We start from the raw sequence: 26,297 nt of genomic DNA, 5'->3' as shown, positions 1-26,297 counted from the left end.
TTAATATTATTTAATGTCTTGGTAAATATTCATCATCTCTAAATGCACCTGCACTCCTTGATGGTTGATATCCATTTCCTGAGCTTTTACTAAATGTTTTTTAGCATTATCAATATCTCCCAATCCATAAAAACCAAGCCCCAACATGTAGTGACAGTGGATTTTATTACGGAAGGTTAAATCATCATCCCAAATCAATAAATCTGGCAGGGATACCGCAAAATAATCTAATTTAATGATTTCATCTATATGCTTTTCTCCAAAAGCAATCAGTGCCTTAAAACGTTTTGTAGCTTCTTCTTTTCTATTTAATTTAAGCAAAGCCAATCCTTGATAAAATATTTTATCTGGTTTTTGATCGTTATAAAAAATAGCAGCTGCAGGTTCTGTATCTCCATCTTTGGCTAATTCCCAAAAATGATGAGCTTTTTCTAATTCTCCTAATTTTTCATAAGCACACCCTAACCAATAATGGAAATCATTTTCTTGTGCTCCTGATAATTTACCCTCTCCTAAATGATGAGGATATACCAAACATTGTTTCAATAAATCAATTGCCTGAGATTCGTTGTTACCAACTAAAAATTGTTTTGCCAACTCTACCCTTGCTATTTGATATTGTGTAGGTACTTTCCCTTCTCCTCCTTCCCATGGATGAAAAATTCTTTGATCAATCAACTCAATAGCTTTGATATATTTTCTCGATTGATTACACAAGGTAGCATATTCTAAATACACATCATCACGTTGCAATACCAAGTCTATGTGTTTTTCTAAAAAAGCTAATCTTTCTGAAAAAGGTTTGCACAAACGCTTATACAACTGATCTAATTCCATGAGAATTCGTGCATCTGTGGTATCCAATTCAAAAGCTTTTTCTAAAGTAGCCAAAGCTTTTTCCTCTTGTTGTAATTTATTAAAATAAGCCAATGATAAATTTCTATGCACCGTTGGAAACGTAGCATCAATACTTACCGATTTTTCCCAACAAGCAATGGCTTCTTGGTACTGACGTTTGTCATACCACAGGTTTCCTAAATAATAAGGAGCTTTGGCATCATTTGTATTTATTTTTTGAGCGACTTCTAAAGCTAAAATAGCTTCTAAACGGTTTGGAAAACAATATTCTGGAGCATGAGCAGCCGCCAATTCAAATACAGCTTTACTATCTTTGTTTGCCAAACTTAATGCCCATCCCATGTAGTAATAAGTCATTGGAGTGGTTGCACAAACTTTTGTTCCAGCTTCTAATAACAAAACAGCTTCATCATACATTCCTGCAGCAATATAATCTAAGGCAACCACTTCATAATTGTGGATTTCTCCTCGCATTACTTGGTGCATTTCTTTTAAATCACTATTCTCTTTTGTGATTAAATAAGATTCAAATCTACATCCAAAGTTGAACAAGTCTATTTTTAAAGAATCATTGATTAAAGTCAACGCTTCTTGTTCTCTTCCTAATTTTCTTAAAATAGCTGCTTTTAAAGTTCTCGCTTTATGGTTGTGCCAGTTACGAATCAAAGATTTGTCTACTTCGTACAAAGCTTCAGTTAAATTGTTATGGACACATGAAATTTGAGCACATCCAAAGTAACCCGCATCTTGCATGGCAGCATTCCAACAAGATTTATAAAAAGCATCATACGCTTCTTTATGTTTTCCTTGGTATTGTAAAGACAATCCTAAATTGTAATGTGGTTCTCCATCATATGGATTTGGATTGCGTTGTAATTGGGTTTTAATGGCTTCTTTAAAATACGTTTCAGCTTCTACAAACTTTCCTCTACGCAACAACCAAAGCCCCATGGCATTGTTATTTCTAACATCAGAAGGATCGCGTTTTAAAGCTTCTAAATAGTAATCAGTCGCATTATAAGTGGCATGGCGATATTGCTCTAAATGCAACCCTGTTAAATACAATTGTTCACAAGTCTCGGTTTCTTCTGGAGAAAAAGCTGCTTTGGCTGCTTCAGGCGTTTCTTTTCCTTCTTGTTCCTCTGCTTTAATGCTTAATAACTTTCTTCCATTTTCTGCATAAACAGATAACACCAAATTGATGACCTCAACATCACCTACAGAAACTTCTCTTTCATAAACTTGTTCAGGACTTAAATCCAAAACCTCATCGAAATATCCTTCTAAAACGACCTTGGCATTTTTTTGTAATGAAGTTACAAATACCTGTACAATGGCTTTATCATTTTTTTTATGGATGTTTAACAATACATCTTGTGAGGCATTTTTTACGACTCCTAATTCACGGTATGGTAAGAAATATTGAGTAAATGTTTTTTCTTCATAAGGTTGCATCCACGTAAAGTCTGGTTGATTGTCGGTATAAACACCCGCCATTAACTCTATATATGGACCATCTTCATCTGTTAAATTTCTATCCCATGCTTTTCCAAAATCACCATTTCCCCAAGTCCATTGTTTTTTTCCTGGTGAGATGTGATGATTGGCAACATGTAACACACCCGCTTGTGTATCATTTTCATAACCTCCTACAAAATTAAATTCTGAATTGATAGCCATGTAAGAAGTAGGAACAGGAATGTTTTTATAATTTGAAATATCTACGCCTTCTGAATAATCTACTTTATAATAAGTTCCTGTGGCAATTGGAAAGGTTGAAACATCTCTTTTTCCATGATCAAATACCGCATGTACATCTGGTGGAAATACAGATTGATAATGTTCATTTACAGCAACCGCTGGATTTGCCCACCATAAAAACGTTTGAGGGACTGGCGTTGGATTGTATAACTTTCCTTTAATTTCTAAATAAGCTTTTCCAGGACGTAACGTAAATCCTGCCATCCCTTTTTGATGAAACATTTTTTCGTTTTCACTTACCCAAACCGTAATACTTCCATCTTCATTATTCTCAATGGTATGGTCTACAGGTAAAAAAGTACTAGGGCGATGGTGTTGTGGCCAGTTGAATTCTATTCCTCCAGAAATCCAAGGTCCTGTAAGTCCTACCAAAGCAGGTTTAATGACTTGATTATAATAAATAAAATGACGTTCTTTTATTTTATCATAAGCCATTTGAACCCTTCCTCCAAGCTCAGGTAAAATCATCACTTTTATATATTCATTTTCAATATATACAGCTTTGTAAACTTTGTCTTGCTTTTCATCTTCAATCTTTTCTACCACAGGATATGGATACACCACACCACTACTTCCTTGATAGACTCTTTTCTCGAGAAAAATAGGATTCTTTTCTGCCGATCCTATTTCATATGTAGGAATAATTACATCCTCTTGCCAAGCTTTAACACTCATCTTTTTATTTATTTAAAAACTAAATTCTAACGATAACTATTTAACCAATTCTTTTTCTATTTCTTCTAAACTTTTCCCTTTGGTCTCTGGAAGATTTTTACGGATAAATAAAAATCCAAACAAACAGATCATTGCATACACCCAAAAAGTACCAGCTGCCCCAAATCCTTTATTTAAAAGCGGGAAAGTATAAGTAAGCACAAAGCATGCAATCCATAAAGAAAAAGTAGCAACAGCCATGGCCGCACCTCTAATTCTATTCGGAAATATTTCTGATAAAATCACCCAAGTAATAGGAGCTAAAGACATAGCATAAACACCAATACCAATCACAACTAAAGACAATACAGCAACTCCTTTTAACTCAAAATAAAAAGCACTTCCTAAAAGAAGATAGGTGATAGCCAATCCTAAAGAACCTAAAATCATTAATTTTTTACGCCCCCATTTATCAACCGTAAACATCGCTACCAAAGTAAATACTAAGTTTACACTTCCTGTAATCACAATATTAAAAAGGGTATCACTTACTCCATAACCCGCTGCTGTAAAGATTTCATCGGCATAATTAAAAATGATATTAATACCACACCATTGTTGAAAAATAGCCAACACAATTCCTACCACCAACACCATTCTGTATTTAGGATGAAACAACGCTTTAAAATCAACTTTTTCTGCAACATCATTTAAAGTTGCCTGAATGTTTGCCATTTCTATTTTTGCATAAGCCTCTCCTCCAATTTTATTTAAAGTTGGATAAGCTTTTTCTTTTTGACCAACTTTCATTAACCAACGTGGACTTTCAGGGACAAAAAAGGTAAAAACAAAAAAAGCAATAGCTGGAATTAATTCTGCCCAAAACATCCATCTCCACCCTGTAGTTCCATTCCAAGAATTACGAATAAACTCATCCGTTGCTGCTACAGGAACCTCTTCTGCAATAAGGATATTAACTACCTGAGCGGCTAATATTCCAATCACAATCGTCATTTGGTTTAAAGAAACAAATCTTCCTCTAAACTCTGATGGAGAAACTTCGGCAATATACATGGGGGATAAGGCTGATGCCAATCCTATTCCCAAACCACCAATCACTCTATAAACAATAAAAATTTCATAAGTCTCCGATATACCTGTTCCGAAAGCTGAAATGGTAAATAACAAAGCCGCTAATAATAAAGGACGTTTTCTACCTAGTTTATCGCTAATAACTCCTGAAATAACAGCTCCTAAAATACACCCTATCAAAGCAGAACTCATGGCCCATGCTTGTAAATTGGCTGAGTTGGCAATATCAAAAAAACGCTCATAAAAAGGTTTCGCTCCACCAATCACCACCCAATCATAACCAAAAAGCAAACCTCCCATAGCCGAGACCATAGAAATTGACAAAATATAGCGCTTGTTAAATTTTATATTTTTCATAAAACCATTATTGATTTATTTAATATTTATCAAAAATAAAACTGCTTTATTACAGATAAATACAAATATACTTTTAGTATTAGACATAAAAAATGGAGGATAATCACAAAAGAATGGATTATATTACTACTATATATTAATTTAGTCCAAAAATACTACTCTATCATGAACAATATAACGACTCCTAAAATTAAAGAAGGTTTTTTAGGTCAATCTTTTATGATTTTACCTCGTGATCAAAAGAATAGAATAGAAAACAGTCCTTTTTATCGAAACCTTTTCCCAACTGCCATAGGTTATTTTCCTTATGCAAAACACCATAATAGAGCTAGAAAAAATGGAATAAATGAATATATTTTCATCTATTGTTTAGAAGGTAAAGGGTGGATTAAAATAAATCATAAAACAATAGTATTAAGCTCTAATACTGGATTTATAATCCCTAAAAATATTGGTCATCAATACGGAAGTGATTTAAAAGAAGCTTGGAGTATTTATTGGATTCATTTTACAGGAACCTATGCTCCAACGTTTTATCATCGTTTTGCAGAAAACAAAGAAACTGCTATAAATATTGCTTTTGACGAAAGCAGAATTAAAACCTTAAAAAAAATAATCAAATTATTAGAAAGTGATTTGACCGATGAAAAAGTAGAATTAACTCATTTTAAACTGATTGATTTGTTAAGTTCTCTATGTTATAAAAATACTTTAGACAACAATATTCAAGACCGAATAGAACGTTCTATTCTTTTTATGAAAGAACACTTAAACCAAACCTTAAACATAGAACAACTAGCAAAACAATCAAGCCTTTCGGTTTCTAGATATACTGAATTGTTTAAACAAAAAACAGGTCATTCTCCCATTCAGCATTTTATTCGACTAAAAGTTGAAAAATCCTGTGAATACTTAAATTTCACCAATTTTAACATTAAAGAAATTTGCAGAGAAGTAGGAATTCAAGATCCTTATTATTTCTCTAGAGTATTTAAAAAACAAATGGGCATGTCTCCAATGCAATATAAAAAAACACATTGTTGAGAATAAGGTGTTTTATTTGAATAATTTTTAATTAATCATGAATACTTCTCACCAAAGACACATCATCTATTTGAGCGTTTGCATTGGCTTTTCCATCAACTAAAAAACCAATTTCTACCTTCCCTCCTTTAACAGGAATGTTTTGAATGGTAATGGTTTTCCAAGTGCTATTTTTCTTGTTTTACCTAGTAATTTAAATCATTATCCTATGCTACTTTCGTAATTGGTCTTCCTTCTTTAGTTTCGTGAAAAATATCATTTTTAATATTTTTTAAATTATACCTATAGTTAATAAAACCACTATCAGAAAGTATTAATAAACAAGATAGAATATTTACAATTTGCTAATGCTTATATAGCTTTTTATTTTGATTTTTTTATCGACTTATAATCGTTTCTGCTCCTAAATGATATGGAAATTTAGATTCTTTAGTATTTAACATCATATAATCTAACAATACCCCTGTATCAATAGCATAAATTTTTAAAGTCTGTTTTCCTTTCTTTTTTAAAGAGACGTTTAAATTTTTTCTAGCTTTATTTCTCAATACGTTTTGTTTCCATTCAGAACTTCTTCCGTAAGTTTTAAAATCTACTATTTTAACTGGTTCATCATTCCATTGTACCCCAATACGTACTTTTCCATCAGTAGTTAAAGGATGTGTTGGAATTGCCACCAACTGCAAAGTAGCATCATCTGTAATCGTTTCTGTAAAAAATTCATATGTTAAAACAGCTCCATTTTCTAACTTAGAGTTCGATGTTTTTTCTAATAGAGAAACTTGTACTACAGCTTGACTATGACCTAATCCTTTAGAGACCTTCCATGATTGATCGCTTGATGAATTATTAGCAACAAAGTTTTCTGCATACACCAAAGCCAAATTATTTTTCTCTACAATACCAGATGATGATATATTTTGATAACTATCAGACACCAGTAACTTAATATTTTTACTCAATTCTCCTACCTCTATTTTTATTTCTCCATTCTTTGGACTTCCTGCTTGTTTCCAAGCTCCCCAGTTTATTGAAAACAAAATACGATCTTCAGTTTTTTGATCATTTAAAACTCCTGTTTTCTGACTTGCACGTAACCATTTTGGTAATTGATTAATACTCCAATCTGCATGATTAGCATTCTTTAAGAAAACATCTACAAAATAAGTCGCTTTGTCATTTGCATAAAAAGTAGGTAAATAATCAACTCCTTTAACAGTTAAGGTATCTTCTACAGAAATCCCCACCAAGGCTTTATCATTTATTGTAGAAAGATCTATTTCAGGATTGTCGTATACGGGTAATCTCCTTGGCTTCATATCCATCATTCCATTCCATTTTCCATTAGAAATGGTATTGTATTTTTTGGTAAGCACTACTATATTTTGATAAGATTGATTTGCCATTTTTTTATATTGATAAGCACTTTTTCTTGATTGCACTGCATACGTTAAAGCTTTGTCTTTGTACATAAACTTTTTATTCATATTCACTGCTCCTTTTACCGGATAAGCTACCAATTGAAAAAAAGCACTTTTCATTTCTTCTGGCAACTTTTCTTCAACCAAATCCACTCGTTTTTCTAAAGAAATATAAGCATCAATACGTTGTTGAATCTCATCTCCATTGCTTAGTGCATTATAGTCTGTTTTATAAATAGGGGTCGTTTTTTCTGTTTGACTCCATCCCATAAACTCAGGTTTTCTTTCAAAAGCTAATTGATAATATTTTTGTTTGATATCTGCCATTTCAGTTCCTAATTCTTCATTAAAATTTTCATTAAAAAAAGATTCTTGATGTTTTTTTACAGCTAAAGGGTTTTTAAAACTTTCAGCATCATAAGCCATATCCATAAACAGCTGCATATTGTATTCCGCTGGCTTGATATCTCCTACGTTTAGAATCCAAATTTCTTTGTTATTTAACTCGTAGGCTTTCATCATTTCTTCGTGAATTAAATACGGATTGGTACTACTTAGCCATAAATAATCATGAGGTCTCCCCCAATAAGATGCATGGTAATACACACCACCTCCACCAACACGTTTTTGTTCTTCTTCATTACTTAAAGATCTAATATATCCGTAATTATCGTCCGTCCAAACCAAGGTAATATCTTCGGGAACTTCTAATCCATTTTTGTACAAATCCAACACTTCTTTGTACACAGTAAAAGCTTGAGGAACCTTTGTTACATCTGGATTGATGTGTTTTTTTAACATTGCTCTTTGGTCTGTAATCACATTTGTTAACACTGCTACAGCTTCGTCTTTAGACTTAACACCTTCCATACCACTATCGTGCACCCCACGCATTCCAATAGTATAAACACCATCAATATCTTTGGCTTCTTTTACCCTATCTTCCCAGTACTTAAAAACATTTTCTTTATTGGTTTTATAGTTAAAACGACCATTTTTATGTTCATCCCATTCATCAACATTATTACGTAACATTGGCTCTGCATGTGAAGACCCTAAAGCAATATGATACAACTCTGCCATTTTTCTATTCCCAGGATAGTGGAAAAATGCCTTGGTACTTGGATGCATGGCTGGCCAAATGGTATTGGCTTTTAAACGTAATAAAAGTTCAAAAACTTTGGCATAGGTTTTAGGTCCTATATCTCCTGTTTCTGGTTCATAGTTGTATTTTGCCCAAGGTTGTAATCCCCAATCTTCATCGTTAATAAAAATCCCTCTATAAGATACAGAAGGCTCTTTACTATAGAACTCAGGCTGATTTAAAACCAATTTGTTACTTTTTTTTGCAGGAACATCAGCCCACCAATTCCATGGAGAAACTCCTATTTTTTTAGATAAATCGAACACTCCAAAAGCAGTTCCTCTAGCATCGGTACCCGCAATTATAAAAGCTTTTTTTATTTTTTTAGAAGGATTTTCTACTGTTTTATACAAATAACTTTCTGACTGATTTATAAAGGGAGTATTGATTGTTTTTTTATTGATAAACGCGGCCATCAGTTCTGATTGAAGCGATCCAATAACAATTACATTCCCTTCTACATTTTTATAATCTGTATGTACTTTTGGTTGATATCCCGTCACCTTAAAAATATCATCAGACAAAAGATAAGCTACTATAGAATCTAAATCATCTCCTTTAGAATCGTATAAAATTGCTGCTTTATTTTGATCCTTATAAATTTCAAAACCAGCGGTAGTTGCCTTATATTTTGTATTGCTACCGCACGCAATAACAGTTGTACTAAAGATTAATAATGTTAAACCCTGAAAAAAATATCTCATATAATATTTTAAAATTATTTTATTCTATTGTTACGTTTAATTTTGAGCATTCACAAATGAAACATCGTCTACCCAACAGTGAGCCTCTGCATCACCATATACTACAAAACCTATTTCTACTTTTCCGTTGACCACAGGTACATTTTTTATTTCAACGGTTTTCCACTGATTCTTATGAGTATTTATTGGATGTGTTTTTTTATCAACACCACTTTCTGCATACATTTCTAACTTCTGAAAAGTTCCGCTACTTTTAATTTTAGCTGTTAAATGATATTTACCATCTTTTAACTTTACATAAGGACTAGACTCAATAATTTGGAACACCTTTCTTTTAAAACTGATCGCATCAGTAATATTTAAACTTTTTTCTCCTATAACATGCTTTCTATCTGCTTCTGTATTAAAATAATTTAAAACAGGAGTATCTTTATCTGCTACCACAATTACATTTCCTTCTAACACTTTAGAATGCCAAGCCAATAATTGTTCTTTAATTGGTTTTACCGGACTTGGAATATGTCTACGATCGGCTTCAAAACTTGGATTTTTCACATAATTATTATCACTTGCTACTTTCCATTCTCCAGTACTCTCATTAAGCTTCCAAGAATTTAAAGAGTTAAAATAAGGTACTTCTCCTTCAAAAGATAAAGGACACCATTGATTATATCCCAATCCATTTCCTGCAAAATCTGCCCATCGGTCTCCACAATAAACAACAGTTTCTTGTTTACTTCCTTTTACATTTACAAAAAATCCTGTTTGCGTAATATGAGCATAGTCTTCCATACTCCCTTGAGTAATCAACATTTTATTGGTTGGCGTATAAGGACCACGAATATCATCTGCTACTAAATAATAGGCATAAGAAGAATCCCATCCGTATAAATTAGAGGCATATAAATAATATTTTCCTTGATATTTAAACATACAGTTTCCTTCTCTTCCACGACCTTTAAACACTTGAGTACAGTCTAACAAATCAACTTTTCCGTTTTTTACACCTATTTCTGATATATAAATTTTATTTCTTCCTTGTCCATAAGAATACACCAAATAAGAGATTCCAGTATCTTCATCAGTAAACACGGTTTGATCTCCTGTGTTACTAGTTCCAATGGTTTCTTTCATGCTAATTCGCTGATGCCATTTAAAAGGTCCCGTAGGTTTATCTGCTACCGTAATAAGCACCTGATCGTTGTGTTGCACAAACATGGCATATTTTTTAAGCTCTTTTACATAAGCAACGCCTAGTCTTCCTACCCAACCTGTTCTAGGGAAATTTTCATCAATCTCTGCTCTGGTAAGCACTGGTTCTTCCATGGTCCAATTCACCAAATCTGTAGAAGTATAACAACTTACATCTAAAAAATTAGTTCTTTCTTGAGTAATGGCTGGATTTTCTCTGTACAATTCAGCTCCTTTATAATGCACACCGTACCAATAATATTTTTCTACACCAGCACTAGGGTCTTTAAATGTAAAAATTCCTCCACCCTGACTATAAATAGGTTTTCCGTCTTTGGTGTCCCAAAAGATATCATTTTTAATGTTATGAAATTGTGCTTTTACATGATTTGAAAACAACAAACAGACACATAAAAAAACAAGTTGTAAAATTATACTCTTAACCGTATTGATGATGTTCATAAATGTTATATTTAATTAAAGTTTGCTTATTTGATTTGATCTACTCCTTGAGTTGATATATTCTAAATTTATCTGTCAAAACTGAGCCTAAATAAGTAAACATATTTAATTATCCCATACTGTACTATCTTGCTTTTAAAATAATTGTTAATTATAAAAAGAAAAAGAGGTTTACTTTTTAAGTGAACCTCTTTTTTACATAATATATGTTTTCTGCATTGTTTACTCAACAGTATCGTACAATCCTTTTTTAAATTTTTCTGGATCTTCTACCAAATGATATCTTGGATCGTCAATGTCATCAACAATCATTTTGGCAAATTTAGGATCTGCTGTTTTTAACAATATTTTACAATCTTTACTCAGGTGTCTTAATTTGATTTCTTTTCCAAGTTCATCATATTTTTGAACTATATTTTTTACTGCTTCTAAACCTGAATGATCGCTAATACGAGATTCTATAAAATCTATCTCCACATATTGTGGGTCATTCTTAGGATCAAACTTTTCATTAAATACATTGACTGAACCAAAAAACAAAGGCCCCCATATTTCATAAGTCAAAGTTCCATCTTTCATTCTTTTTCTTGCACGAATTCTAATGGCATTTTCCCATGCAAACACCAAGGCTGAAATAATTACTCCTGCAAAAACAGCAATCGCCAAATCAAACACAACGGTAATGGCAGAAACAGCTACCAATACAAAAGCATCGGCTCTTGGTATTTTTCTTAAAATACGAATACTAGACCATGCAAAAGTTTCTATTACCATCACAAACATTACTCCTACCAAAGCAGCAATAGGCACTTGTTCAATATATTTATCTGCAAATAAAATAAAAGACAATAAAGTTAAAGCCATCATGACTCCAGACAAACGTCCTCTACCTTTTGCATTGATATTAATTACAGTTTGACCAATCATTCCACAACCACCAGTTCCTCCTAAAAGTCCACTGGTAATATTTCCAACGCCTTGTGCAATACATTCACGGTTTCCATCTCCTCTGGTATCTGTCAATTCATCCACCAAATTCATGGTCATTAAAGACTCTATCAATCCTACAGATGCCGCTAAAAAAGCAAAAGGTAAAATAAACGTAAACGTATCTAAATTAAAAGGTAAATTTTGCCATAACTCCATGTTTGGTGTTGGAAATTCTCCTTTTAAACCTGCTCCACCACCTTCTCTAATATAAGATCCAACAGTAGACACCTCTAATCCTGAAACAATAACAATAATAGTTACCACTAAAATAGCGGTTAAAGATGCTGGTAATTTTTTAGTCAACTTTGGTAGTAAAAAAATAATCGCCATGGTTAACCCTACCAATCCCATCATGATATATAATTCTGTTCCAGACATAAATTCTGAAACGTAATTTTTTACGCCATCTGCAGAAAATTCTAAAGTTTTATGAGTAAACATTTTTACCTGTGCCCAAAAAATCACAATAGCCAATCCGTTTACAAAACCAAGCATTACTGGGTAGGGAATTAAACGCACAAAACGTCCTAATTTAAAGACTCCAGCAAATATTTGAAAAATCCCCATTAAAATAACCGCAGCCAACAAATAGAAATATCCCATATTATCTATAGGATTATCAAACAACATTCCTTTGGTATGTCCTTCTTGAATCATGTGCACAAAAATAACTGCCACAGCTCCAGCAGCTCCTGAAATCAAACCAGGTCTTCCTCCAAAAACAGCCGTAATCAAACCAATAATAAAAGCTCCTGACAAAGCAACCAATGGATCTATTTGTGCCACAAAAGCAAAAGCAACAACTTCGGGAATCATCGCTAAAGAAACAGTCATCCCTGCTAAAATATCGTTTTTAGGATTTGTGGTAAATTGTTTAAAGTATTTAGTCATAGTTTTGTTTTTAACGCCGCAAAAATAGGGTTTATATATGAGCTATACCAAATATGAATACGTTAAATACCCTATTGAAAAAGATTCCTTTTTTGCATAACTAACAAGACCACAATAGGAATAGCCAATAAAACAACCTGTAAAGTTCCCGTTTGCAAAACACTTGGCATCATTAAAATGGTAGCCACATACCCAGCAATGGCTCCACCAATATGTGCACTGTGACCTATATTTCCTAATTGATTTTTCATACCATACATGGAATAAAACAAATATCCTATTCCAAATACATATCCTGGTATGGCAATAGGTAATAGAAATAAAGACAACTTCATTTCAGGAAACAAAACAATACTAGCATATACAATTCCTGTAACGGCTCCAGAAGCCCCTACCGCTGAATAATAAGCATTATTTTTATTTAAAACCAGTGACAAATAATTCCCTGCTAACAAACTCAATACATAGATTCCTAAATATTGTAAAGGGTTAAAAAAATACAAAACGGTGTTAGAAAATATATACAAGGCATACATATTAAACCCTAAGTGAATATAATCTGCATGTAGAAACCCAGAAGTAATCATTCTATACTTTTCTCCTCTTTGTACACTTAACACGTTGAATTTATACTTATTAAAAAAAACAAGATCTTTAAATCCTTGTAAGCTCATAATCACATTGGCTACTATTAAGCCTATTACTATTAAATTCATGTAGTTCCATTTATTTATGTCCGATATATATTCGATATTTGTAATTCCTATTTTTTATAAAATGAATAAAGAACGAATTATCTTTTTACTTATATATCCTGTTATATTTTTATTTTCAAAGTTACCTCTTTGGTTTTTATATGGAATATCAAATCTGATATATTATTTGGTTTATTACATTATTGGATATAGAAAAAAGACGGTTAGAAAGAATTTAGTCCTTTGTTTTCCAGAAAAAACGGCTGAAGAAAGACTAGAAATAGAAAAAAATTCTTTCAAACATTTTGTTGATATTTTTATTGAAATGCTAAAAGGGTTTGGTATTGCTCAAAAAGAAATAGACAAACGTTATAAATATATGAATCCAGAAATTTTTAGAGAACTGGAAGCCTCTGGAAAAAGTGTCATTTTATTAGGAGCGCATCATGGAAATTGGGAGTGGCTTTTTAACATCAACCACCACACAAGCATCAAATGTTATGGAGCATTTAAGGAATTAGAAAACAAATATTTTAATACTTATGTAAGAGAAAACAGAGGTAGATTTGGTTCTGTTTTTATTCCAACACAAGACACCATTCCGCAAATACTTACTAATTACAAAAACAACGTTCAATCAATGTACGGTTTGTTAAGTGATCAATCTCCACAAGTGAGTAAAACACATTACTGGGCTCCGTTTTTTGGACATGTAGTTCCTATTCACACAGGAGCAGAAATGTTAGCCAAACGTTTTCAATTTAATGTCATTTACATGCATATTGAAATGCCTAAACGTGGTCATTATGAAATTACTTTTGAAAAAATGGACATTCCAGAAACCGCTACGAGTGACTATCCTTTAACAGATATTTATTTAAAAAAGCTAGAGAAGGATATTTCTGACAATCCGGATATTTATTTTTGGACTCACAATCGTTTTAAACATATGGGAAAAGCTCCTGTATTGCAAAACAATTAGAAGCTTTTTTTAGTACCTTCACATTCATAAAAAAAAGTAATGATTCAAGACTTTAAAGCCTGGCTGAAAAAACCCTATTACATGATTGATAGTACTCCTGTAAAACTATCAATGACAATAGGTGTAGGTCTTTTTACGTTTTTATTTCTATTTGTTTTTAGACCATTTGGAATAGACAAAGTCATTCATCACAGTCCCTTATTAATTGTAGGTTATGGTGTTTTGGTAAGCTTTAGCCTTTATATTAGTTACTTTATACTTCCTAAAATATTTCCTATTTATTTTAATGTAAGAAACTGGACAGTACAAAAAGAAGCTACTTTTTTGTTGATTACTTTTTTAATCATTACCACCATTAACTATTTCTATCATGTTTCATACATAGATAGCTACATGCCTTCTTTTTCTTATCTAAAATTTATGTTTAGGGTGTTTTCTATTGGAATATTTCCCGTTCTTTTCATCATTTTTATGATAGAAAAATACTTACAAACAAAACTTAAAGTAACTCCTGATAAAATTGTAGAACAAATTAGAAAGGAAAAAAAAGAAACTGTTACGATTAATTCTGACAACATCAAAGAAGATTCTTTAACCATCGACATTGATAGTTTTTTATATGCACAATCTAACAACAACTACACCACTATTGTTTATTTGTTAGACGGAAAGCCTAAAAAGATATTGATGAGAATCACCTTAAAAAAAGTAGCAGATATTCTTTCTGTGTATCCTGAATTTATCAGATGTCATCGCTCTTTTATCATCAACAAAAGTGAAGTTTTAAAAGTAGAAGGAAATGCTAGAGCCTTGCAAGTAACTCTTAAAAATGTAAAAGAAATCATTCCGGTTTCTCGTTCTTTTCCAAAAGAACAAATCATTTCCTAATTCCAAAACACCCATAAGCCGTTACTTTTCGCAATAGGAGGCTTCCCAATCATCACAAATAAAACCATTACACCACATATTTAGGTTTCATGTTTTTTCTATTTGTAATATTGTTTGTGTAAATTCATAACAAAATCGCAAACAAAAAATGGAAAAGAAAAAAATCGTAATAATTGGAGCTGGGTTTTCCTCTCTTTCGGCTAGTTGCTACTTAGCTAAAATGGGTTACGATGTTACCATTCTTGAAAAAAACAAACATGTTGGGGGTAGAGCGCAACAATTACATAAAGATGGTTTTGTGTTTGATATGGGGCCAACTTTTTATTGGATGCCCGATGTGTTTGATAAATTTTTTAATGATTTTGGTAAAACCACAAATCAATATTATCAAATAACAAAATTAGATCCTGGATACGAAGTATATGCTGGCGTGATGAATTCAATTTGTATTGCCGCTAACTTCGATACTATTGTTAAAACTTTTGAAGACAAAGAAAAAGGAAGCGGAAAAAAATTAAAATCCTTTATTGCAGATGCTGAAGAAAATTATCATTTAGCCATCAAAGATTTGGTCTATCAACCTGGAGAAAATATTTTTGAAATCATCACCCCAAAAACGGCTTTAAAAGTAGGAGCTTTTTTTAGCAACATCAAATCACAAGTAGCCAAATACATCAAACATCCTGAATTAAAACAAATTCTTGAATTTCCGGTCTTGTTCCTAGGTGCCAAACCAGAAACAACACCAGGATTTTATAATTTTATGAATTATGCCGATTTAAAATTAGGAACTTGGCACCCTAACAAAGGAATGCATCAGGTAGCGGTGGGAATGGCAAACTTAGCAGAAGAACTAGGTGTAGAAATTCTTTGCGAAGAAAACATTACCAACATTAACCTACAAGACAACAAAGTAACTTCTGTAGCTACCTTAAACGATACTTATACATGTGATGTTTTGTTAAGTGGAGCAGATTATCATTTTACAGAAACTTTACTTCCAAAAAAATACAGACAATACTCAGAGAAATATTGGAACAGCAAAACATTTGCCCCTTCTGCCCTATTGTTTTATGTCGCTTTTGATAAAAAAATAGCAAACGTATCACATCATACTTTGTTTTTTGATACTGATTTTAGCGAACATGCAAAATCTATTTACGACACCCTTACTTGGCCAGAAAAACCATTATTCTATGCAAGTTTTCCTAGCATTACCGATGACTATTTTGCTCCCAAAGGAAAAGAAGCTGGAACGTTTTTAATTCCTATTGCTCCAGGCATAGAAGATACACCAGAAATTAGAGAGCATTATTTTAACATCATTATAAAACGATTGGAAAAAATAACAAACCAAAGCATTGCTCCTTTCGTAACTTTTAAAGAAAGTTATTGTGTAAACGATTTTAAGGAACAGTTTAACTCATACAAAGGAAATGCTTATGGACTAGCAAACACCTTATTGCAAACCCATATTTTAAGACCAAAATTAAAGAGCAAAAAAATTAGTAACTTATACTTTACCGGACAACTAACAGTTCCTGGACCTGGAGTGCCTCCTGCTATTATTTCCGGTGAAATTGTAAGTGAATTAATCTACAAAAACAAATAACCATGAAAGCATTATTTGATAGTACCAGTTATGAATGCAGTAAGATCATTACAAAAAGATATAGTACCTCCTTTTCATTAGGTATTATGCTTTTTAAACCAACCATTCGTCCAGCTATTTACGCTATCTATGGTTTTGTGCGTTATGCGGATGAAATTGTTGATACTTTTTTAGAGTATCCGCAAAAAGAATTGTTAGATGAATTTGAAGAGGAATATCATAAAGCTTTAGAAAGAAGAATTAGTTTAAATCCTGTTTTAAATGCTTTTCAAGAAGTGGTGCACAAATATGATTTACAACCATTTGTAAAATCATTTTTAAAAAGTATGAGACGTGATTTATCTCAAACCACCTATATTTCTCAACAAGATTATGAAGAGTATATTTATGGTTCTGCCGATGTGGTAGGATTGATGTGCTTGCGAGTTTTTGTAAACAATAATGAAGAAAAGTATCAAGAGCTAAAACCTTATGCTATGAAGCTGGGTTCTGCTTTTCAAAAAGTAAATTTTTTAAGAGATTTAAAAGATGATTTAGAAGGTTTAGACAGGTCTTATTTTCCTAACTTGACTTCTTTACCGATGGATGCTCAGACCAAACAGACAATTATCAATGAAATTGAACAGGATTTTAAAGAGGCTTATATTGGCGTTCAAAAATTACCTATCGAAAGTAAATTAGGAGTTTATTTGGCTTACAAATACTATTTAAAACTGTTAAAAAAATTAAAAGAAACGACCAGTGAGCAAATAATGAATGAGAGAATTAGAGTGTCAAATCCAACAAAAGTGTTAATTTTAATGAGAGCTTATACAAAGTACTCTTTAAGATTGGTTTAACTATGAAAACACTTTTTATTGCCTTATTAATTTCTATAAATAGCTACCATCCTAATGATAATTGTGACCATTTGAATGAAATTAGAGACATCTTTCAAGCAGGAGTAAATAACAAAGAGGAATTAGCAGAAATGATTGCCATTTGTAAAAAATATGATTGTGATAAAATCACTCCGTATTATGCAGCAGCAACCATGAGAAAAGCTGAATTTGTTTGGTCTCCTTTAGAGAAGTTATCTAACTTTAACAAAGGAAAAAAAATGCTCGAGAGTTTCATCAAAGAGCACCCTAACAACATTGAAGCCAAATATATTAGATGGTTAACTCAAAAAATGGCTCCCAAATTTTTAGGATATCATGAGAATATTAAAGAAGACTACGATTACATTCAAAAAAACATCACAAAAAGTGATCTTGATAAAGAATACCAAAAAGTGATTTTAAATCACATTCAAAAAATGAAACATGAATAATATATTAATATACTTAGCTGTAACACTAGGAACTTTTCTTTTAATGGAGTGTATTACTTGGTGCACCCATAAATTTGTAATGCATGGTTTTTTGTGGTATTTGCACGAAGACCATCACCAACCAAAATACCAAGGAGTATTTGAAAAAAACGATGCCTTCTTTGTCATTTTTGCCATTCCTAGCATCGCTTTATTTTACTTTGGAATTCGTCCAGAACTTAATTATTTGTTTTTTATTGGTTTGGGAATTTTATTTTATGGAATGGCCTATTTTTTAGTACACGACATCATCATACATCAACGTTTTGATTTGTTTAAAAACATTCAAAATCCTTATATCAAATCCTTAAGAAAAGCTCACAAAGTACATCATAAACACTTAGGAAAAGAAGATGGGGAGTGTTTTGGAATGTTATACGTTCCTATTAAATATTTTAAACAATATTTTTAATGCACTACACCTATTTAATCATAGATATAGGATGCCTTATCATCCCTTTTTTATTTAGTTTTTATCAAAAACATGCCTTTTATAAAGAGTGGAAATATTTTGGTTTGAGTTGTTTACTGGTAGGAATTTTCTTTTTGATTTGGGATGAAATTTTTACCCAATTAGGTTTTTGGGGATTCAATCCAGATTATTTAACAGGTATTTATGTAGGCCATTTACCTATGGAAGAAATTTTGTTTTTTATCTGTATTCCTTATGCTTGTTCTTTTACCTATTTTGCTTTTCAATATTTACTTCCCAACAGAAAAAACAATGCTAGAATTGTAAAAATCAATACTTTTTTAGCGCTATTTTTATTAGGGTTAAGTATTTTAAATTACAACAAATGGTACACCTTTTTAACATTTTTATTTTTAGGTGTTTTCTTATTATATCTTAAAAAAACAAAAACAAATCTGTATTACTACTACCTTACGTTTGTAACCATTTTACCTTTTTTCTTTGCAAGTAACGGAATCTTAACAGGTAGTTTTTTAGAAGCACCCATTGTTTGGTACAACAACGCTCAAAATTTAGGAATTAGAATGTTTACCATTCCCGTAGAAGATACTTTCTATGGCATGTTATTAATTTTTGGAAACATTTACTTCCATCAATATTTTAAAGAAAAAGCAAATGCAAAAAATTAATGTATTTTGGTTTAGAAGAGATTTACGATTGTTCGATAATACTGCTTTAAACAAAGCTTTAGCAGAAGATATTCCTGTACTCCCAATTTTTATTTTTGATGAGGAAATTTTAACACATTTACCTAAAAATGATGCTAGAGTGAGTTTTATTCATGAGTGTTTGACTAAAATAGATAAAGAACTAAATCAACATCAAAGTAGCTTATTAATTTTAAAAGGAAAACCTATTGAAGTTTGGGAACAGCTTTTTAAAGACTATCACATCAATGCTATTTTTACCAACAAAGATTATGAACCTTATGCCTTAGAAAGGGACAGAAATGTTTACAAATTGGCAAAAGAAAACCATGCTGAGTTTTACAGACACAAAGACCAAGTTATTTTTGAAGAAAAAGAAATTGTAAAAGACGATGGTAAACCTTACACCGTTTATACGCCATACAAAAACAAATGGCTCGCTGCGTTTAAAAACATCTCTTTACAAACAAAAGAGTGTTCTTTTCAAAATTTCATCAAACAATCTGTAAATTTTCCTTCTTTACAAGACATTGGTTTTGAAACATCAACCATAAAAGTACCTGAATTTAATCCTAAAAAAATTGCTGATTATGGAGATAACAGAGATTATCCTGCCATAGATCACACCACGCATATTGGGCCTCATTTACGTTTTGGAACTTTAAGTGTAAGACAAGTGATTTTAGACTTGCCTAAACAAAGTGATGTTTATTTAAGTGAATTGATTTGGAGAGAATTTTTTATGCAAATTCTATTTCACTTCCCACAAGTTAAAAACAAAAACTTTAAACCTAAATATGATGCCATTCCTTGGAGAAATAATGAAGAGGAATTTAAGAAATGGTGTAACGGACAAACAGGATATCCTATGGTAGATGCAGGAATGAGAGAACTTAACGCCACAGGACACATGCACAACAGAGTAAGAATGATTACTGCTGGTTTTTTATGCAAGCATTTACTGATTGATTGGCAATGGGGAGAAGCTTATTTTGCCGAAAAATTATTAGACTATGATTTGTCTGCCAACAACGGAAATTGGCAATGGGCAGCCGGAACTGGTTGCGATGCAGCACCTTATTTTAGAGTATTTAACCCTACCACTCAAATTCAAAAATTCGACAAGAATTTAAAATATATCAAAAAATGGGTTCCTGAATTAGAGGAGCTAACTTACCCAAAACCTATAGTAGAACATAAATTTGCAAGAGAAAGAGCTATTAACACTTACAAAGAAGCTTTAAATAATTAATATGAAAATCATTTTAAAAGTTGCAGCCGTATACAATATTCTCTGGGGAACTTGGGTCGTTTTATTTCCAAATCAATTCTTTGATCTTGTAGGAATGGAACGTTTAAACCTCCCCATGATTTGGCAAGGGGTTGGAATGATTGTAGGTGTGTATGGTTTAGGCTATTGGTGGGCATCCTACAACCCCTTAAAACATTGGCCTGTAGTTGCTGTGGGTGCCTTAGGAAAAGTTTTTGGTCCTGTTGGTTTTTTAGGAAATTATCTAGAAGGAATTGTTCCTTTTGAATTTTTCTACACAGTCTTATTCAACGACATTCTTTGGTGGATTCCTTTTGGTTATATTCTTTACAAAGTACATACACAACAACATTGGAAGTTAAGCTAAGTACAATAATTATTATATCTTTACTTTCCTTAAAATTTAATAAAAAAAATATGAAAAAAATATTTTTAGCTATTACCACTTTATTTCTCTTAACCTCTTGTTTAAAAGATGATGGACCAAAAGATTACACAAGAGAAAATGAGCAAGAAATTTTAAATTACCTTGCTGAAAACAATATAAATGCTACAAAAGATCCTAGTGGAATTTATTACAAGATAGAAACCGAAGGAACAGGAGACAATCCTATAATTTCAGATGTTGTTAAAGTAAACTACAGTGCTTCTGTGCTGAATGGAAATACTTTTTCAGAAAGTAATGATAATGGATCTTATTTAACAATAGAAAACTTAATTGGTGGGTTAGCAAAAGGAATTAGTCTTCTAAAACCAGGAGGATCAGGTAAAATATTCATTCCATCAAGATTAGGTTATGGAAGCAGTGATTACAACAACATTCCGGCAGGATCTGTTATTGTATTTAACATTGAACTTCTTGATGTTTATGCCAACATAGACCTTGCTAACGATGCTGAAATTCAAGATTACCTAGCTGATAAACAATTGACAGAATCTGCTGTAAAAACAGAATCTGGTCTTTATTATATTATGGAGGAAGAAGGAACAGGTGAAACTCCTGAAGAAACAGATAATGTTACCGTAGCTTATAAAGGAACCTTTACAAATGGAACTGTTTTTGACGAAAGTAGTGTCTCTGGAGTTACCTTTGATTTAAAAGGAGTCATTGAAGGATGGACTTTAGGAATTCCTTATTTTAAAGTAGGAGGTAAAGGAAAACTACTCATTCCATCCAAACTAGGATATGGTAATAACTATTACAGAGGAATCCCAGGTGGATCTGTTTTAATCTTCGATATTGATTTAATTTCTATAAATTAAATAACCATAGAACAAACAAAAAAACGCTTCAGCATATTCTGAAGCGTTTTTTTATTGAAAAACAATCCATTTTTAGAATGCTTCATTGATTTCTATCCAATAACCATCTGGATCTTGGAAATAAAATTGTTGAATACCATCATTTCTTACATAACCTTTACTTGGAGTGCCTAACCAATCTGCGTAATCAATATTCATTAATTTTAAGTGGGCTATAAAAGGCTCTATATCTTTTATTGCCAAAGCAAAATGAACAGCTTTGTTGGTTTTTATTTCCGCATTGGGTCTAGGAATCAAATGAAGTTGTTTTCCTTCTCCCAAAGAGAACCACCTTGTTTTAGAAGTTGAAGCGGTATTTTCAATCTCCTCCAGTTTTAATACTTTCATATAAAACGCTGCAGAATGATCTACATCTTTAACAGAAAGTGCCACGTGATTGAACGAAAATGTAAACATGATTTTATTTTTTAAGAGTCAAATATCTAACTTATTTTTTTATTACACTAGTTTCCAAAAGCAGTAACAACAACCCTCCTACTCCCTCCATAATTTCTGTGTTCACCTAGGTAAATACCTTGCCAAATTCCCAAATTCAATTCTCCATTGGTAATCGGAATTTGTACAGAACAACCTAACATAGAGGCTTTAATATGAGCTGGCATGTCGTCACTTCCTTCATAATCATGTTGATAATAAGGCATGTCTTCAGGAATCATTTTATTGATGTGGGATTCAAAGTCTAATCTAACCGTTGGATCTGCATTTTCATTAATCGTTAAACTTGCTGAAGTATGTTTGATAAACACTTGTAACTGTCCTACTTTAATATTTTTAATTTCTGGAATAGCACTCACTATTTCATCAGTAATTAAATGATATCCTCTTTTACGAGATTTTAACTGAATTTCTTTTTGATAAAATGTCATATTGATATGATTTGTCATGGCTAATATAATTCTAAATCTCTAGCACTCAAAAAAACATGAACAACTACAAGACAGTTAGTTATGTCATTTTTTCAGTTTTATGGTTTGGCACATCCTTTGAATTTGATAAAGTAAATATTGTTTAACTTAAAATTTAATATTATGTCTTTAGTAAAATTTTCAAATTCGTACCCTGACTTGTTTGATCGTTTTTTTAACTACGATATGTTAAATAGTTCAAGCAAACATTTTTCAAAAACAAACACCTCTATTCCATTAGTAAATATATCTGAAAACCATGATGGATTTTCTATAGAAATGGCTGTTCCTGGTTTTAAAAAAGATGATTTTAAAATTGAAGTGGACAATGGTAAATTAACAATTTCTTCTGAAAAAGAAGAAAAAAAAGAAAACTCAGAAAAAGATAATTATACAGTAAAAGAATATAGTTATCAATCTTTTAGCAGGTCTTTTAATTTAACAGAAAGTATTGAACAAGAAAAAATTGAGGCCAATTATGATGATGGAATATTAAAAATATTTATTCCTAAAAAAGAAGAAGTAAAACCAAAACCTGTAAAACTCATAGAAGTTAAATAACCTTTTTAAACGTGTATTTTAATTTTATAAGCTATGGTAGAATTACAAAAACAAGTATTAAGTCAGGTAGTAAACCACAAAAATTTATTTATAAAAGAATTGATGAAATCTAAAAAGTGGTTAACTCCGCCTGAAATAGTAGAATTAAAAAATTGGTTATCACAAGAACAGTTTAAAGAATATCATACAATTATTGAGGCTACTTTAAACAATTATAAATATCAACTAGCTTCTTAAAAAAAAGGGCTGTCTGAAAAGTTAAATTTTGTCAAACTAAACTTGTTTCAGTTTCTCATCACTACTATTTAAAAGCATGGTGTGATGCTGAACTAAATTCAGAATGACGTTTTCTAATACTTTTCAGACAAGCTCTTTATTTTTATAAAAATCTTTTATCCATGCTTTTAATTAGGTGTTTTTATAAAAACAACAATCTGAAAATAAACATTTTAAATTACATTGTTTGTTAGAAACCTTTTATTAATATAAATTTACATCGATAGTATTTATTATAGAATAAATCATAGTAACGTTGTTGAAATTATGGCTATAATTGGAAAACAAGATCTGAACAATCTCATTTAGTGAAAAAAATTACGATGGCCTAACACCTGCTCATAGTTAGTGCACTCTACTGCCCTACTACATTTTTTTATCTACCAAAACCTCATAAAGAAACAAAACTCTCACCCCCCAACAACAATGTCAGTTCGAGTTTCTTTTACTGCAGTGACAACGAAAGCAAAAGAAGTATCGAGAACAGCTTTATTCCCCAACCTCCTTCTAAAATTTTATTTGTGAAGAACTTTTAGCATTTGTGCATAAGTATCCCTTTCAATCATGCCTTTAATTGGGTATTTTTATAAAAAACAAAACAACAGACCAACCCACAAAGTAGTGGGTACGGATATAACATGTTCCCAACCACACATACCAATCTTACAAAAACAAAAAACCGTTTCAGTTTCCTGAAACGGTTTTTGTGTATACTCAACAATTACACATTCGTAATTGTGACTTCCTAATTATTTTACTTCTTCAAAGTCTACATCTTCTACATCGTCTCCTCCGTTAGATGCAGTTGCAGGCTCTTCTTGTTGCGCTCCAGCAGCATTACCTTGAGCAGCTGCTTGAAATTCTGCAGCAGCACCTTGTAAGGCTGTATTTAACTTTTCAATAGCAGGATCAATTCCTTCGATGTTTTTAGCAGCGTGTGCAGCTTTTAATTCAGTTAAAGCAGCGTCAATAGGAGCTTTTTTATCTTCAGGAAGTTTCACTTCTACTTCTTTCAATTGCTTTTCTGTTTGGAAAATCATTTGATCGGCAGTGTTTAACTTTTCTGCATTTTCTTTTGCTTTTGCATCAGCTTCTGCATTTGCTTCTGCATCTGCTTTCATTTTAGCAATTTCTTCTTCTGACAATCCTGAAGAAGCTTCAATCTTAATTTCTTGAGATTTGTTAGTTGCTTTATCTACAGCAGAAACTTTAATAATTCCGTTAGCATCAATATCAAAAGTTACTTCAATTTGTGGAGTACCTCTTTGTGCTGGTGGAATATCAGTTAATTGGAAACGTCCAATAGTTTTGTTGTCCGCAGCCATCGCTCTTTCTCCTTGTAATACGTGAATATCTACAGATGGTTGGTTGTCTACAGCAGTAGAGAATACTTGAGATTTTTTTGTTGGAATAGTTGTATTCGCTTCAATTAACTTAGTAAACACGTTCCCCATAGTCTCAATACCTAAAGACAAAGGTGTAACGTCTAATAACAATACATCTTTAACATCTCCAGCCAAAACTCCACCTTGAATAGCAGCTCCAATGGCTACTACCTCATCTGGGTTTACTCCTTTGTTAGGCTCTTTTCCAAAGAACTTTTTAACTTCTTGTTGAATGACAGGAATACGAGTAGACCCTCCAACTAAGATAACTTCATCAATATCAGAAGTATCTAAATCTGCATCTTTTAACGCTTTTCTTACTGGTTCCATTGAACGAACTACCAAATCAGCAGCCAATTGTTCAAACTTAGAACGACTTAAGGTTTGTACCAAGTGCTTAGGTCCGCTTGCCGTTGCCGTTACGTATGGTAAGTTGATTTCTGTTTGAGAAGAAGATGACAATTCTACTTTTGCTTTTTCAGCAGCTTCTTTTAAACGTTGTAAAGCCATAGGGTCTTTACGTAAATCAATCTGCTCAGCAGCGTTAAATTCATCAGCTAACCAGTCAATAATCACTTCGTCAAAGTTATCTCCTCCTAAGTGAGTATCTCCGTTTGTAGACAATACTTCAAAAACTCCATCTCCAATTTCTAAGATAGAAATATCAAAAGTACCTCCTCCTAAATCGTAAACAGCAATTTTTTGATCTTTTCCTTTTTTATCAATACCATAAGCCAATGCAGCAGCAGTAGGCTCGTTAATAATACGTTGAACTTTTAATCCTGCAATCTCACCAGCTTCTTTTGTTGCTTGACGTTGTGCATCATTAAAATAAGCAGGAACTGTAATAACAGCTTCTGTTACTGTTTGACCTAAATAGTCTTCAGCAGTTTTTTTCATTTTTTGCAAGGTCATTGCAGAAACTTCTTGAGGTGTATACAAACGTCCATCAATATCAATACGTGGTGTATCGTTATCTCCTTTTACTACTTTATATGGAACTCTTGAAATTTCATCAGCACATTCAGAAAACTTATTACCCATAAAACGCTTTACAGAAGCAATGGTTTTAGTTGGGTTTGTTACTGCTTGTCTTTTTGCAGGGTCTCCTACTTTACGCTCTCCTCCTTCAACAAAGGCAACGATAGATGGAGTTGTTCTTTTTCCTTCAGCATTAGGAATTACTACTGGATCATTTCCTTCCATTACAGAAACACAAGAGTTAGTAGTTCCTAAGTCAATTCCGATAATTTTACTCATAATTATATTATTTAAATAAGTTGTTGATTCAATTTTACACTAAGGATTAGTCAATATGTGTGCCATGCCCTGCCAAACTACAAATTGTCAGAAAGAAGTGA

At 32.1% G+C, this 26,297-nt stretch carries 22 protein-coding genes; 13 read left to right on the top strand and 9 right to left on the bottom strand.

Annotated features, from left to right (window positions below):
* Window positions 1-6: 6 nt before the first annotated feature.
* Both QVZ41_RS12205 and QVZ41_RS12200 read right to left on the bottom strand, forming a co-directional pair.
* A complete protein-coding gene (locus tag QVZ41_RS12205) occupies window positions 7-3,294 on the bottom strand; it encodes a DUF5107 domain-containing protein (RefSeq protein ID WP_302884875.1) in 3,288 nt (1,095 codons plus the stop codon).
* Window positions 3,295-3,330: 36 nt separating this feature from the next.
* A complete protein-coding gene (locus QVZ41_RS12200) occupies window positions 3,331-4,722 on the bottom strand; it encodes a sugar porter family MFS transporter (protein ID WP_302884874.1) in 1,392 nt (463 codons plus the stop codon).
* Between the two features lie 165 nt (window positions 4,723-4,887).
* Here QVZ41_RS12200 and QVZ41_RS12195 point away from each other — a divergent pair, with 165 nt between their 5' ends.
* Window positions 4,888-5,766 (top strand): AraC family transcriptional regulator, encoded by an 879-nt coding sequence (locus QVZ41_RS12195; protein ID WP_302884873.1) that lies wholly within the window; start codon window positions 4,888-4,890, stop codon window positions 5,764-5,766.
* A 377-nt stretch (window positions 5,767-6,143) separates the two neighbouring features.
* Here the strand turns inward: QVZ41_RS12195 and QVZ41_RS12190 are convergent, their stop codons facing one another.
* The 4 genes from QVZ41_RS12190 to QVZ41_RS12175 all read right to left on the bottom strand — a co-directional run bounded on the left by QVZ41_RS12190 (window position 6,144) and on the right by QVZ41_RS12175 (window position 13,285).
* Window positions 6,144-9,035: a glycosyl hydrolase 115 family protein gene (locus tag QVZ41_RS12190; RefSeq protein WP_302884872.1), complete on the bottom strand. Its 2,892-nt coding sequence runs from the start codon at window positions 9,033-9,035 to the stop codon at window positions 6,144-6,146.
* Between the two features lie 36 nt (window positions 9,036-9,071).
* Window positions 9,072-10,688 (bottom strand): family 43 glycosylhydrolase, encoded by a 1,617-nt coding sequence (locus tag QVZ41_RS12185; protein ID WP_302884871.1) that lies wholly within the window; start codon window positions 10,686-10,688, stop codon window positions 9,072-9,074.
* A gap of 222 nt (window positions 10,689-10,910) precedes the next feature.
* On the bottom strand, window positions 10,911-12,569 hold the full coding sequence (locus QVZ41_RS12180) for a SulP family inorganic anion transporter (RefSeq protein ID WP_302884870.1): 1,659 nt from the start codon (window positions 12,567-12,569) through the stop codon (window positions 10,911-10,913).
* A 71-nt stretch (window positions 12,570-12,640) separates the two neighbouring features.
* Complete coding sequence (locus QVZ41_RS12175) at window positions 12,641-13,285, bottom strand: rhomboid family intramembrane serine protease (RefSeq protein ID WP_302884869.1); 645 nt, start codon at window positions 13,283-13,285, stop codon at window positions 12,641-12,643.
* A 61-nt stretch (window positions 13,286-13,346) separates the two neighbouring features.
* On the opposite strand from QVZ41_RS12175, the gene QVZ41_RS12170 reads away from it, so the two are divergent.
* The 10 genes from QVZ41_RS12170 to QVZ41_RS12125 all read left to right on the top strand — a co-directional run bounded on the left by QVZ41_RS12170 (window position 13,347) and on the right by QVZ41_RS12125 (window position 21,749).
* A complete protein-coding gene (locus QVZ41_RS12170) occupies window positions 13,347-14,246 on the top strand; it encodes a lysophospholipid acyltransferase family protein (RefSeq protein WP_302884868.1) in 900 nt (299 codons plus the stop codon).
* A 39-nt stretch (window positions 14,247-14,285) separates the two neighbouring features.
* A complete protein-coding gene (locus QVZ41_RS12165) occupies window positions 14,286-15,134 on the top strand; it encodes a LytR/AlgR family response regulator transcription factor (protein WP_302884867.1) in 849 nt (282 codons plus the stop codon).
* 148 nt (window positions 15,135-15,282) lie between these two features.
* Window positions 15,283-16,746 carry a phytoene desaturase family protein gene (locus tag QVZ41_RS12160; RefSeq protein ID WP_302884866.1) on the top strand — a complete coding sequence of 488 codons (1,464 nt, stop codon included), beginning with the start codon at window positions 15,283-15,285 and terminating at the stop codon, window positions 16,744-16,746.
* A gap of 2 nt (window positions 16,747-16,748) precedes the next feature.
* Window positions 16,749-17,585 carry a phytoene/squalene synthase family protein gene (locus tag QVZ41_RS12155; RefSeq protein WP_302884865.1) on the top strand — a complete coding sequence of 279 codons (837 nt, stop codon included), beginning with the start codon at window positions 16,749-16,751 and terminating at the stop codon, window positions 17,583-17,585.
* A 2-nt stretch (window positions 17,586-17,587) separates the two neighbouring features.
* Window positions 17,588-18,058 carry a hypothetical protein gene (locus QVZ41_RS12150; protein WP_302884864.1) on the top strand — a complete coding sequence of 157 codons (471 nt, stop codon included), beginning with the start codon at window positions 17,588-17,590 and terminating at the stop codon, window positions 18,056-18,058.
* Window positions 18,051-18,509, top strand: coding sequence for a sterol desaturase family protein (locus QVZ41_RS12145; protein WP_302884863.1), 459 nt, complete (start codon window positions 18,051-18,053; stop codon window positions 18,507-18,509). Before QVZ41_RS12150 ends, QVZ41_RS12145 begins: the two co-directional genes overlap by 8 nt.
* On the top strand, window positions 18,509-19,198 hold the full coding sequence (locus QVZ41_RS12140) for a lycopene cyclase domain-containing protein (RefSeq protein ID WP_302884862.1): 690 nt from the start codon (window positions 18,509-18,511) through the stop codon (window positions 19,196-19,198). The genes QVZ41_RS12145 and QVZ41_RS12140 overlap by 1 nt, the downstream gene beginning before the upstream one ends.
* Window positions 19,185-20,468: a cryptochrome/photolyase family protein gene (locus tag QVZ41_RS12135; RefSeq protein WP_302884861.1), complete on the top strand. Its 1,284-nt coding sequence runs from the start codon at window positions 19,185-19,187 to the stop codon at window positions 20,466-20,468. Before QVZ41_RS12140 ends, QVZ41_RS12135 begins: the two co-directional genes overlap by 14 nt.
* 1 nt (window position 20,469) lies before the next feature.
* A complete protein-coding gene (locus tag QVZ41_RS12130) occupies window positions 20,470-20,853 on the top strand; it encodes an alkyl hydroperoxide reductase (RefSeq protein ID WP_302884860.1) in 384 nt (127 codons plus the stop codon).
* A gap of 50 nt (window positions 20,854-20,903) precedes the next feature.
* The gene (locus tag QVZ41_RS12125; protein ID WP_302884859.1) at window positions 20,904-21,749 is read left to right on the top strand and encodes an FKBP-type peptidyl-prolyl cis-trans isomerase; all 846 of its coding nucleotides are present in this window, start codon (window positions 20,904-20,906) and stop codon (window positions 21,747-21,749) included.
* Window positions 21,750-21,821: 72 nt separating this feature from the next.
* On the opposite strand, the gene QVZ41_RS12120 is transcribed toward QVZ41_RS12125, so the two are convergent.
* Window positions 21,822-22,205: a VOC family protein gene (locus tag QVZ41_RS12120; RefSeq protein ID WP_302884858.1), complete on the bottom strand. Its 384-nt coding sequence runs from the start codon at window positions 22,203-22,205 to the stop codon at window positions 21,822-21,824.
* 47 nt (window positions 22,206-22,252) lie between these two features.
* Window positions 22,253-22,675, bottom strand: a complete 423-nt coding sequence (locus QVZ41_RS12115) for a secondary thiamine-phosphate synthase enzyme YjbQ (RefSeq protein WP_302884921.1) — start codon at window positions 22,673-22,675, stop codon at window positions 22,253-22,255.
* A gap of 162 nt (window positions 22,676-22,837) precedes the next feature.
* Here QVZ41_RS12115 and QVZ41_RS12110 point away from each other — a divergent pair, with 162 nt between their 5' ends.
* Complete coding sequence (locus QVZ41_RS12110; RefSeq protein WP_302884857.1) at window positions 22,838-23,275, top strand: Hsp20/alpha crystallin family protein; 438 nt, start codon at window positions 22,838-22,840, stop codon at window positions 23,273-23,275.
* Window positions 23,276-23,308: 33 nt separating this feature from the next.
* A complete protein-coding gene (locus QVZ41_RS12105) occupies window positions 23,309-23,512 on the top strand; it encodes a hypothetical protein (protein WP_302884856.1) in 204 nt (67 codons plus the stop codon).
* Window positions 23,513-24,300: 788 nt separating this feature from the next.
* Here the strand turns inward: QVZ41_RS12105 and dnaK are convergent.
* The gene (dnaK, locus tag QVZ41_RS12100) at window positions 24,301-26,196 is read right to left on the bottom strand and encodes a molecular chaperone DnaK (protein ID WP_302884855.1); all 1,896 of its coding nucleotides are present in this window, start codon (window positions 26,194-26,196) and stop codon (window positions 24,301-24,303) included.
* Between the last annotated feature and the right edge of the window lie 101 nt (window positions 26,197-26,297).

The organism is Wenyingzhuangia gilva (genome assembly GCF_030519655.1).
Taxonomy (GTDB): Bacteria; Bacteroidota; Bacteroidia; order Flavobacteriales; family Flavobacteriaceae; genus Wenyingzhuangia; species Wenyingzhuangia gilva.
Note: the sequence above shows the minus strand (reverse complement) of the source record. Positions and strands in the feature narration are given on the sequence as shown.